The organism is Candidatus Nomurabacteria bacterium, from assembly GCA_020631905.1.
Taxonomy (GTDB): Bacteria; Patescibacteriota; Saccharimonadia; order Saccharimonadales; family VXPC01; genus JACKGQ01.
In genome coordinates this window covers 759,534-770,081 of record JACKGQ010000001.1, presented here as the reverse complement: position 1 = coordinate 770,081, position 10,548 = coordinate 759,534, and the positions used below count along the sequence as shown (strand labels likewise).

The window sequence follows — 10,548 nt, the reverse complement described above, 5'->3', positions numbered from 1 at the left end:
AGCGATATAGTTGTCGAATCATCAGTTAGAGGCTCTGGGTCGGAGGCAAGAGGCCAAATCGTTGTGTCGTGGCGCACAGACGAGCCTTCGACAAGCCAAGTTGCATATACTGAAGGGTCTGATGCAGAGGTATTTAATAGTAAAACTGCCGTTGATAACCGTCTAACAACCGAGCATATTGTGATAATTTCTTCTCTACCTACATCACGCGTGTTTAGTATTCAGCCATTGTCTGCAGATTCAGCCAATAATGAAGGGGTTGGAGAAACGCAGACCGTGATAATTGGCCGTGCTTCCGATAGTGCCCTTACGGTCGTATTCAACACACTTAAATCATTGTTTGGATTTTAACCATGAAAAGAGAAATTCTTTATCAAGTAGATGATGTCACTCTGAATTTCAAAGTTGGTGATCACAACGTTACGGCTATACAAAAAGGCAGTATATTCATACCAAAAGGTGAAATAACTATTATCTTTGGTCCTTCTGGTAGCGGTAAGTCTAGCTTGCTCAATATACTTTCAGGATTACAAAAACCAACTTCTGGCATCATGAAGTATAAGTCTGAAAACATATATGCCAACAATCAAGATGAGCTTGCTCATTACCGAGCGCATGAACTTGGTATAATCTATCAAACAAATTATTGGGTAAGAAGCCTGGATGTTCTTGATAATGTGGCACTTCCACTGTATTTTCTTGGCTCTTCTCGAGCAGAAGCCCACAAAAAAGCAAGCCATGCTCTACAACGAGTTAATATGCAAAGTTATGCCCATAAATATCCTTATTTACTTTCTGGAGGCGAACAGCAGCGCATTGCATTCGCACGAGCTATAGTTGACGACGCACCCGTAATAATTGCCGACGAACCAACTGGTAATCTAGATAGTAAGAATGGTGATAGAGTTATCGAATTGTTTGCAGAGTTTCAGCAAAATGAAGGCAAAACGATTATTCTTGTCACACATAACTTAGAGTACTTACCGATTGCCCAACATCTTATACAGATTCAAGATGGGATAATGACTCAAATTGAGCACAAAGACATATCGCCAACGGTGAAACAGCTGCTCAGTGACGTACAAAACCGCATTAGCACTCTTGCTGCGAAAGGTGCAAAGAAATGATGCGAAATACCCGCGGCGTTGACCGAAAAATCCTGCTGATGATAGCTTATCGTAACCTCGTAAGCAAAAAACTGCGTACCGCACTCACTCTTTTTGGCATAGCAATCGGCATAGGGTCAATATATTTTTTGCTTTCATTCGGACTGGGTTTGCAGAATATCGTCACCAACGAAGTGATAGGAAATCAGTCGATAAAAACTATCGACGTTACAACACCAAATTCCCGTATCATTAAGCTCGACGACATCACCAACCAACGTGTCGGTGACATAGCTGATGTTACAACACTTGGCAAAGCATATTTTTATCCCGGGAGTTTTCGCCTCAGCAATTCTGAATCTGATGCAATTGTCTACGGCATAGATGAAGGCTACGAACAGTTAACTTACCTTGATGTCATTGAAGGGGTATTGCCTACTCAAGCAGGCGATATTAAAAACCCGATAATTTTAAACATCGCCGCGCTTGAATCGATCGGGTTATCTAGTGATCCGAGCGCAGTCTTGGGTCAAACGCTTTCAATCAAGGTCCCTCTCGAAAAGGTGAGCGATAATCTGGAAGCGTTGGAGCAAGAGTTCACCGTGGCTGGCATAATTAGCTCTGGTGGAGGTCCTGAAGTATTTGTCCATAGCAGCGTATTCCGAGAGTTAGGTGTAGACGCCGCAACACAGCTAAAAGTAGGAGTCAAAGACGTTGCCAGTATTGAAACAGTACGCTCACAAATTGAAAGCTTTGGGCTAGAGACACAATCTCCAGCTGACACGGTCGAAGAAATAAATACTATTTTTCGCTATTTCAACTTCATGCTACTTGGTTTCGGTGGTATCGGCATGATTATTGCTGTCCTGGGCATGTTCAATACGTTGACCATATCGCTACTTGAGCGCACCAAAGAAATTGGTCTGATGGTGTCCCTAGGTGCCCGTTCGATTGATATGCGACTTTTGTTTGTGTTTGAGGCTGTGCTGTTGTCATTGTTTGGCGCCGTACTGGGTGTTGTTGGAGCTACAGTGCTCAGTGTACTAGTTAACTGGTTACTTAACCTGATAGCCGGAACACGCGGTGTCGATGATGCCTTTTGGCTGTTTTCTTATCCATGGTGGCTGTTTATTGGGACTATACTATTCATGCTCATGGTGGGTTTCGTAGTAGTCTGGTTGCCCGCACGCCGAGCAGAAAAAATAAACCCTATAGATGCGCTACGCAGAGAATAATAATGTCGTATGATAGCGCTTATTTTTCAAGTGCATAAGAAGTTCTGATTTGATGACAATCGTAGAAAAAGCTAATCAGCGAAATCATTGTCTACATCCTCGATTTAAAGCACTCTCTTAACTGCTTTAGGGTCGAATTCAGTTATCTTAACATCCATGATGCCCAGCCAAAATAAATGTACCACGTCCGAACGGATGTGGTACATTTATTTTAAGGTTCTGGCCAGGCTAGGATTTGAACCGTATTTTATCGAAGATAAAAAGGTTCGGTGAAGCGTAGCGCAGAAAAGAAAGCGCGCAAGTATTTTCTTTTCAAGCAAGCGGAAAAGGTGAAACCGCTATCCTACCTCGCCAGCCAAGATGCACACAAAAGGAGACCTTAGTGAACTTCGAACAATTTAAGGATTTATTGCTGATATTATTACCGCCTGTCAGTGCTTTATCTGGCGTATTTCTAGCAGAGTATCTGTCATCACGTCGTAATGGTAGACAATTTCTAGCAGAAGAAGTTATGCAAAAGAAATTAAAGCTCTATGAAAATTTATACGAGAAGATACAAGTGCTACATGCTGAAGCAGCTAACTTCTTTGAAAAAGCTAAATCAGCTAAAACAAAGGCAGAAGTGAGGGGTATTGCTGAAAGTTACATGCTAACGCACCTATCTATAGCTGAATTTACGGATGCAAATAGATTATTTATGGATAGAGATGTAACTGACCATATTTTACTTACTGCTTTAATTCCTTCAGAATTATTAGACTTAAATCCAATGAGCAAGAATTATACATCAAATATAGAAGGTTACTCTGAAAAATTTTTTGAAAACTACTCTACGGCCGTTGATATGATAGAAGAACACTCAGGAATACAAAGATTAAGAAAGTCATTGAATAAAATCAATAAGCCAAAAACTAAAAGCTATTATTCGGAGTACATGAAAGAGGCAAGGAATAAATACAAATCTAGACCATAACGCTCAGCCAAGATGTGCATCAATCTATTCCGAATGGTTCAGATCTTGACCGGTGTTCTGAAAATTTTACATGAAGTAACTCATAGTATTTTGGTGTATGATTTAGTCATTAACTAGGGGGTTAAATTATGTTAGGAATAGATGTAGGAGCTGTGCTGTTAGCTACAGGCTTAATGTATGTAATCGGAGCAATCTGGTACATGGTACTTTTTGCCAAGCAATGGGGCGAGATGTTTGGTTTCGACAAACTAAGCAAAGCCAAACAAAAAGAGATGCAAAAACAGATGATGCCAATGATGTTACTGCAACTTATTGTAACGGCGCTGAGTGCTTTTGCACTAGCCAAGCTGATTGCGCTAGCACCAGACTACTCCGTCTATAAGCTCGCAGTATGCGTTTGGCTAGGATTTTCGCTACCAACAATTGTGTCTAGCGTTATCTTTGGCGGGGTCGAGGCTAAATGGATACAGCGGCGAATAACGATTATGTCTACCGAATCTTTAGCTCACATCTTGGCGGCTGCTTGGCTAATCGGCCTACTCCAGTGAAACAATAATTAAGAAATGATAAGGAGACTTAGGTTGGTATGAAATCAGATTTAGCACCAAGAACAAGTACAAGAAGACCAGAAACTGCAATGTGGGATAGCGACCCTACGCCTTCGCAGCGTGTTGGTACGGCGGCGGTTATGGGTGTTTATGGGCCTAAAATCAGGAAAGATGAGGCACTGATTGCTCGAGCATTTAGCCCCGAGGGGTTATCTGCAGACGAAATTACTGCCCTAGAAGCATTACGAGACCAAGGTGTTGCCTGGCGATTTGGGCCAGAAGGGCTATTCTGGACAATGGCCACACCTGAATTAGGCCAAGATTAAACGTGCGCCACTGTCGCACAGACTTGTATGCAGACAGGGGAAGCCGAATTCAAACATTACGCTATGCTAAGGACAAAATGCATAAAATCGCAGCCACAGTCATCTGTAGATGGTAGACGTATATCGATTATGAGTCGCCATACTTTGGAAGACGGCGCAACACCAGATCCAGAAATACACGACGATCTTTATGATGAATGGTGGCCAGAGCTTGCCCCTCCGGCCAGACTTGTTGGTGCGTATTACAAAAGGGGACTATCTTGGCGAGAATTCGAGCAAGAGTACCAGAACTTCCTCAGACGTCCGGAAGTTGCGAGGAAAATTACCGAACTGATAGACCTAGCGAGAAACTGTACCGTAACAATCTTGTGCGTAGAAGATAAGCCAGACCAATGCCATCGTCGGTTGCTTGCAGAGGCCTGCCTCGAGGCCGCCAACGACCTAGAAGTTGTGATTCAATGACACTTCTTGAGAGCTATCTAACCATTGATACATTTGTTATATATTAACATTGTGGTATAATATGTTTGGGTGAGTTATCACCTTTGTTCTTTTCGTAGTATACCAATCCAATTTTACGGATATATGAACGTATTTTTTACTTTGATATGTCCGTAAAATCTAGCCACAGAAGGAGTGGGATATGGGAGCGGTACATGCAGCCATGGCAGGAGGAGCAGCGGGAGCTTCCCGAGCAGCCGAGCGCGCGCAGAGAATCCGGGCAGAACTTCGCAAGGAGTTTGATAATCCGGATAGTTTTAAAGAAGCTCTTCGTGTCTGGGATGATCTCGAGACTGCGAGAGACGGGAGTGTCGTTTTGAGTACGTATATCCCGTTGTTTTTCGAGTTTCTGGCGTTGATTGCTTCGGCATACATCCTCGACTGGCATAATAGATCTGGTGACTCTGGCGGTTTCGCGATGCTTGTCATCGCGGGCTGTACGATTCTGCTAGTCGTTATGCCATTCTTGGTTGGAGCAACCCTGGACAACATGTTCTTCAAGAAGCCAGCCGAGGACCGAATTCGATTGTCGACAATCGCCGAGAGGGTTCAGGAAATCGTTAACCAAGTCGAATAGCACTTTACTTGCAAGGAGAAAAGTTGACTACGGAAAACAAGAACTGCAGCAAATGCCGCGGGACAGGCCGCGTCAATGAGACGCGAACAGTCACAGACCACGCTAGGAGCATCGCTCTGGGTGTTGCCACGGGTATCGGGTATCTCCGGACCACTCGCCGTGAAACAGTCAGTGTGAAGTGCCCTAAGTGTGGAGGTAGCGGCAAAACCGCCGAGTAGTTCCACCCCCCCAGCCCGCCATTCTTCGGAGTGGCGGGCTAAAACATTTATTGAGTAAAAACTATTTAGACCAATTTACAAACGCAAGCGTCTATAACCTAAATCGAAGTTTATTAATGCGTAATAGTATAATTAAAATCGAAGAAGACAATGCAAAAACTTTATTCACTGCAACAAAACCTAAAGCCAAGCCCTTTGATGCCCGTGCTGTTTGTGGGCCATGGAAATCCTATGAATGCGATTTTAGATAACGATATCACTCGATCTTGGCAGAAGGTTGGCAAGCAACTTCCAGACGCACAAGCGATAGTTGTGATAAGTGCCCATTGGCTAACACGAGGTACACGAATAACGGATGCGCCGAAACAGCCAATCATTTACGATGTGTATGGTTTCCCAGACGAACTATACCAAACTAAGTACGATGCCAATGGCGACCCTGAACTGGCCAAGATTTTACAGGCTGCTTTTGTCAAATACGAAGCAAAACTAGATAGTACTTGGGGGTTAGATCATGGCACTTGGTCGATCCTCAAACACATTGCGCCCGAGCCAAAGGTGCCGGTTCTGCAGATAAGTCTCGACGTGAACCAAACCTTGGCACAAGTGGTCGAGATGTTTTCGGAACTCAAACGCATGCGCGAGCGAGGTGTGATTTTTATTGGTAGTGGAAATTTGGTACACAATCTTCGAATGCTAGACTTTAATAACCGAGTTTTTGACTGGGCCGAAGAGTTCGACAAAGTTGCAGCAACTCACATGAGTGGCCACGATCTCAAGGGTCTCACCAATCCCCGTTCTATGACCAAAACCGCGATGTATGCGGTCGAGATGGATGATCATTATCGACCAATGCTTGCGGTCATGGCCTTACTTAGCGGTCGTGAAGAAATCGCATATTTTAACGACAACATCGACATGGGTAGCATAAGTATGCGCTCGTTTATAACTGTTTAGATCGAGATGTATAAACTTTGGCTAGTTATAAAATGCCTCTAATCATAGTTAGATAGATGTCTGGTAAACTTATAGTATTAATTAATGGAAGTGCCAAAAACTGTCACTAGTCGTAGGTGGGACTCAGCAACTCGGAGCGAAGTATCACTGGAGTTGCCATTCGAGTATGATCAGATTAGTCTCGATAACGTAGTCGAGGCACTTGTGGTTGGTACCGATCAAGCTGGAAATTCACGCTACGTCATTACGAAAGTTGTCGAGGGCAAAAATGATGTCTGCGACGACTTCTTTGCAGATTATAATTCTGCAAAAGTAGAATATGGCTGGTTTTATGACTTCCCAGAAGACTATCGATTACTTTGCATGCAAGCCGAAAACGGATTTAGTTTGTTTAGGAAGTTAGATGAGTACACGACAGATATTTTGCCGGCGTCGGTAGGCGAGTTTGCTTTAGGCGACAAACTATTAATTAGCCACTACACTGCTTGGGGTCAATCACCTGATCATTCTGGGCGAATCGGCCTGCTGGTAACCGATGCAATAATACTAGAGCAGTTCGACGAAGTTGGCGCAGAGATCGAGCGTTTAGCAGCGCGCAAGCAACGACTTGCGAAGCAGTTGGTCAGGACAATAGAGCACCGTGAACGCTTAAAACTTAGGAGTCTGACCCGAATCGAGGCCGATGTCCCGAGCCGTGTTTTTGAACACTCACAGTCTGATGGCGATAATATTACAATTAGGTATGTTTTTGGAAACGGACCCGTCCAAGATCATTTTGTAGACATGACTGCAAGCGCTAGAGACTTTTTAAAGCAAGATATACTGGGAACCTTAAGATATAGCCAAGATGGAGGGACTTATGTTACTCCGCATTTCTTACCGTTTGGCATGGGTACAAAAGAAGACCCACTTATGGCGATCGCCCTTCATGTCCACACCGATACAGTGCTTAACCCTGCGGTTGGTGAGCAAACAGTTAGCTTGCTGATTGATGGTGTGACGTATAGCGGGTGTGTCGATCCAGAGATGTCCAGTCATTATTTTGAAAACCCAGGACACGATATATATTTTTTTGGATTTAAGCAGCAAGGTCGAGACTTAGATACTTTTCGGATGTCTAAAGAGCAAGCGCATGCGTATCATCAGCAACGTGAATTTAGGCATAAGGTTGTTATGGGTGGACTTTATGCAGCCTTACGCCAAGGTAGAGGAGTTTTCGATGACCCACAAGAGATGGAGGCACTCGAGCGCGAAATTGGCCAAGAGCTAGACAGTATGCCAATCGATGAAATAACTAAGTCACTCCATGCTATGCGACCGGATTATTCGGTTTCTGGTGGTGCCTGCATATTGGTGCCTCGAAGTATGCTCGATAGTATCGAGGTGGTTTTTCATAGAATCCAAGCCACTGGTAAAGATACTGAGTAGTGTAGTTATGTTTATTATGTACCTTGTTGCCAGAATTTAGCACAACCAGCGCTTCTGCCTGCGTTCAACGCCCAGCTCGGAATAAAGTTTGTGGCTCGGTCGTACTGGCAAAGGGCAGGCCATGTTTGTTTTGGTCCTATAACTCCGTCTGCGGTTAAGCCTCGGCTTTTCTGAAAAGTTAACACTTTGGAGAGAGTCTGATTTCCAAAATAACCATCTTCTACAAGTGCGTTACGACTTTCTTTTGATAGGTGCCAGTTCAATAGCCTTTGGGCGTAGATGACACAATTAGACTTACTCCCTTTTCGATAGCTATAATCTACACATCCAGCCGCATTAGCTTGGATGCTTGTCTGTCTTATTTTGTAAGCTGCTCCTCCAACAAAGACAACAACTAATACAGAAATAATCAACAACCCAATGTGGTGTATAAAACCTTGCTTGTTCATTTTTTTCAGATTTCTCCTTTATGTTTTGTGTTTATGTTAAAACAAGTATAGCATGGTACAAATCGGAAATGAATTTGTAAAAGTGAGAATTTTACTATAAAGATATGAAAACTCTGCAGCGTTGTATTATTAGTGCAGATAATTTAAAGTTTGTTATCGGAAAGGTGGTTACTAGTATATGACGAAAATCGTATTGGTAGTTTTAAGAAATCGGCTGTTGGTTGCTGTGTCTCTAGTGTTGCTGGCAAGTGTAGGTTTGGTTGGATGGAAGTTCTATGTATCTAGTCAAGAAGATACCCAAGCAAACAGCTATTCAAATTATGTAGATTTAACTGGCGGTTCTACGTGCCTGCGTGTCTGCGCGTGTAAACAATCTGCCAGTAGCACAGACTGGAACTTACTGATCAAAGCTGTCGACAGCAACACTACCTTACCTATGTCTTGGCAGTTGACTGTCAATGGCGCCGGTAAATCGATAAGTGGTACAGTTACCCCACAAGCAACCGCATATAAAACTACAAAAGTCAGTAAATCGGCTGTGAGTGTATATGGCACATATTCGTATTCTGAATTAGGTGGGCCGATTCCAAATTATTCGCTCAAAGACATCCCATCTTGCGATACAAGTAGCGACGTAAGCTAGATTAATTGTTCAAGATAACGACGCGGTAAACAGTATGCAAGGGGTATGATTATTTGGCTCTAGAAAACTGGCGTGGTATATTTCGACTATGAGACTTTCTAAACATATTCGAAGATGGCGAGCTCGAAGTAACGCACAAGTTTAAGATGCATCAATCAGATTCGAATTTTAGAGAGGAAAAGTAAATGAAACCAACAATACTCACCGGACTCCGCACCAATGCCGATTACCATCTAGGTAACTACTTAGGTGCTATGCAGCCAATCATCAGAATGGCGAACGCGCACTCCAATGAACATAAAGTACACATGTTCATTCCCGATCTACACAGCTTCACCTCACCTGTAGATTTTTCAACTTTCTATGAACAAACATTTAAGAATCTTAAAGTGTTTTTTGCGGCTGGCCTGCCACTCGATAACCCAAATGTGCATGTTTATCGCCAGGGTCATGTAAGCGCCCATTCTGAACTAACTGTCATCCTCAATAACTTTACTTCTTTTGGGCAATTGTCGAGGATGGTTGAGTTTAAAGAGAAGAAATCTCGATTAGAAGATGAGTTCGTATCGGTTGGTTTATTTGACTATCCGGTTCTGATGGTAGCCGACATCTTGCTTTATGATGCCGAGTTAGTACCTGTTGGCGATGATCAGCGCCAACACCTCGAGCTAGCTAGGGACACTGCCGAGCGCTTTAACAATCGGTTTGGTGAGACATTTGTGCTACCAAAGACCATCAAAGAGCAAGCCGCCTTTTTTGGTGTAGAAGAACCACTGCGAGTTATGAGTTTACAAAACCCTGATAAAAAGATGAGCAAAAGTGTGACTGATCCTGCGGGCACAATTACGCTCTTTGACTCCCCGCAAGAGGCTCGCAAAAAGGTGATGAGCGCAGTAACCGATAGTCTTGGCCAGATTAATTTTGACCGCGTTAACCAACCAGGCATTACTAATCTACTAACTATGCTGGCTGTTTTGAGGGGGCAATCACAAGCAGAGGTCAATCAAGAATTCGTTGGTCAAGCGCAGTACGGTGGCTTAAAGCAGGCTGTTGCCGACGAGGTCGAAAAAGTGCTGGTTGATCTGCAAGCAAGATTTAACGCTCTCGATGATACGGAGGTATTGAGCAAGTTAGAGCGAGACGAAGTCTATGCAAATGAGTATTCTCAAGCAATCCTCGCAAAAGTCCAGAGAGCAATTGGCTTAAGACAATAAACATCAAAAAAACAGCTATTGGTTTAGCTGTTTTTATGTTCGCTAATTACTAGTAGCGTGGGCGACGAAAATCGTTGCGGTCGCCTTGAGGTCGGCGGTCGCCGCGAGGGCGATCTTCTTGCGGGCGAGCTTCGCTAACTCGGACGTTGCGGCCTTTTAGCTCTTGGCCGTCAAGACTCTTGATAGCAGCTTGACCTTCTTCGGCATCTTCCATTTCGACAAAACCAAAGCCTTTTGATTGGCCACTGAACTTATCTTTAATAACGATAGCGCTTGTAACCTTGCCCTGTGCAGCAAAAAATTGCTCTAGTTCTTCGTCGGTTACGCTGTAGGCTAGTTGCCCTACGTAGATTTTGAATGACATTGCATTTCT

At 43.6% G+C, this 10,548-nt stretch carries 14 protein-coding genes; 12 read left to right on the top strand and 2 right to left on the bottom strand.

Annotated elements, in window-relative coordinates:
* The first annotated feature begins 63 nt into the window (after positions 1 to 63).
* From H6798_04050 to H6798_04005, 10 genes are all read left to right on the top strand, one after another.
* Entirely contained in the window at positions 64 to 351 is a 288-nt protein-coding gene (locus H6798_04050; GenBank protein ID MCB9821680.1) for a hypothetical protein, read from the top strand.
* Between the two features lie 2 nt (positions 352 to 353).
* Positions 354 to 1,127, top strand: coding sequence for an ABC transporter ATP-binding protein (locus H6798_04045; protein ID MCB9821679.1), 774 nt, complete (start codon positions 354 to 356; stop codon positions 1,125 to 1,127).
* A complete protein-coding gene (locus tag H6798_04040) occupies positions 1,124 to 2,341 on the top strand; it encodes an ABC transporter permease (GenBank protein ID MCB9821678.1) in 1,218 nt (405 codons plus the stop codon). The genes H6798_04045 and H6798_04040 overlap by 4 nt, the downstream gene beginning before the upstream one ends.
* Positions 2,342 to 2,723: 382 nt before the next feature.
* A complete protein-coding gene (locus H6798_04035; protein ID MCB9821677.1) occupies positions 2,724 to 3,314 on the top strand; it encodes a hypothetical protein in 591 nt (196 codons plus the stop codon).
* 128 nt (positions 3,315 to 3,442) lie between these two features.
* The gene (locus H6798_04030) at positions 3,443 to 3,862 is read left to right on the top strand and encodes a DUF1761 domain-containing protein (GenBank protein MCB9821676.1); all 420 of its coding nucleotides are present in this window, start codon (positions 3,443 to 3,445) and stop codon (positions 3,860 to 3,862) included.
* A gap of 38 nt (positions 3,863 to 3,900) precedes the next feature.
* On the top strand, positions 3,901 to 4,188 hold the full coding sequence (locus tag H6798_04025; GenBank protein ID MCB9821675.1) for a hypothetical protein: 288 nt from the start codon (positions 3,901 to 3,903) through the stop codon (positions 4,186 to 4,188).
* 129 nt (positions 4,189 to 4,317) lie between these two features.
* Complete coding sequence (locus tag H6798_04020; protein MCB9821674.1) at positions 4,318 to 4,650, top strand: DUF488 domain-containing protein; 333 nt, start codon at positions 4,318 to 4,320, stop codon at positions 4,648 to 4,650.
* A gap of 181 nt (positions 4,651 to 4,831) precedes the next feature.
* Positions 4,832 to 5,266 (top strand): hypothetical protein, encoded by a 435-nt coding sequence (locus tag H6798_04015; protein ID MCB9821673.1) that lies wholly within the window; start codon positions 4,832 to 4,834, stop codon positions 5,264 to 5,266.
* Between the two features lie 368 nt (positions 5,267 to 5,634).
* Entirely contained in the window at positions 5,635 to 6,441 is an 807-nt protein-coding gene (locus tag H6798_04010; protein ID MCB9821672.1) for a dioxygenase, read from the top strand.
* An 84-nt stretch (positions 6,442 to 6,525) separates the two neighbouring features.
* Positions 6,526 to 7,869: a hypothetical protein gene (locus H6798_04005; GenBank protein MCB9821671.1), complete on the top strand. Its 1,344-nt coding sequence runs from the start codon at positions 6,526 to 6,528 to the stop codon at positions 7,867 to 7,869.
* A gap of 14 nt (positions 7,870 to 7,883) precedes the next feature.
* Here H6798_04005 and H6798_04000 read toward each other — a convergent pair whose 3' ends face one another.
* Entirely contained in the window at positions 7,884 to 8,318 is a 435-nt protein-coding gene (locus tag H6798_04000; GenBank protein ID MCB9821670.1) for a peptidoglycan-binding protein, read from the bottom strand.
* A 178-nt stretch (positions 8,319 to 8,496) separates the two neighbouring features.
* Here H6798_04000 and H6798_03995 point away from each other — a divergent pair, with 178 nt between their 5' ends.
* Together H6798_03995 and trpS are read left to right on the top strand one after the other, a co-directional pair.
* The gene (locus H6798_03995; GenBank protein MCB9821669.1) at positions 8,497 to 8,961 is read left to right on the top strand and encodes a hypothetical protein; all 465 of its coding nucleotides are present in this window, start codon (positions 8,497 to 8,499) and stop codon (positions 8,959 to 8,961) included.
* A 185-nt stretch (positions 8,962 to 9,146) separates the two neighbouring features.
* Positions 9,147 to 10,175, top strand: a complete 1,029-nt coding sequence (trpS, locus tag H6798_03990; protein ID MCB9821668.1) for a tryptophan--tRNA ligase — start codon at positions 9,147 to 9,149, stop codon at positions 10,173 to 10,175.
* Positions 10,176 to 10,224: 49 nt separating this feature from the next.
* Here the strand turns inward: trpS and H6798_03985 are convergent, their stop codons facing one another.
* Positions 10,225 to 10,539, bottom strand: a complete 315-nt coding sequence (locus tag H6798_03985; protein MCB9821667.1) for an RNA-binding protein — start codon at positions 10,537 to 10,539, stop codon at positions 10,225 to 10,227.
* Positions 10,540 to 10,548: the final 9 nt, after the last annotated feature.

Bases quoted from the DNA above. Each gene is read 5' to 3' on its own strand.
- H6798_04045 (MCB9821679.1), top strand. From the start codon at position 354: ATGAAAAGAGAAATTCTTTATCAAGTAGATGATGTCACTCTGAATTTC.
- H6798_04040 (MCB9821678.1), top strand. From the start codon at position 1,124: ATGATGCGAAATACCCGCGGCGTTGACCGAAAAATCCTGCTGATGATA.
- H6798_04030 (MCB9821676.1), top strand. From the start codon at position 3,443: ATGTTAGGAATAGATGTAGGAGCTGTGCTGTTAGCTACAGGCTTAATG.
- H6798_04025 (MCB9821675.1), top strand. From the start codon at position 3,901: ATGAAATCAGATTTAGCACCAAGAACAAGTACAAGAAGACCAGAAACT.
- H6798_04020 (MCB9821674.1), top strand. From the start codon at position 4,318: ATGAGTCGCCATACTTTGGAAGACGGCGCAACACCAGATCCAGAAATA.
- H6798_04015 (MCB9821673.1), top strand. From the start codon at position 4,832: ATGGGAGCGGTACATGCAGCCATGGCAGGAGGAGCAGCGGGAGCTTCC.
- H6798_04010 (MCB9821672.1), top strand. From the start codon at position 5,635: ATGCAAAAACTTTATTCACTGCAACAAAACCTAAAGCCAAGCCCTTTG.
- H6798_04005 (MCB9821671.1), top strand. From the start codon at position 6,526: ATGGAAGTGCCAAAAACTGTCACTAGTCGTAGGTGGGACTCAGCAACT.
- H6798_04000 (MCB9821670.1), bottom strand. From the start codon at position 8,318: ATGAACAAGCAAGGTTTTATACACCACATTGGGTTGTTGATTATTTCT.
- H6798_03995 (MCB9821669.1), top strand. From the start codon at position 8,497: ATGACGAAAATCGTATTGGTAGTTTTAAGAAATCGGCTGTTGGTTGCT.
- trpS (MCB9821668.1), top strand. From the start codon at position 9,147: ATGAAACCAACAATACTCACCGGACTCCGCACCAATGCCGATTACCAT.
- H6798_03985 (MCB9821667.1), bottom strand. From the start codon at position 10,539: ATGTCATTCAAAATCTACGTAGGGCAACTAGCCTACAGCGTAACCGAC.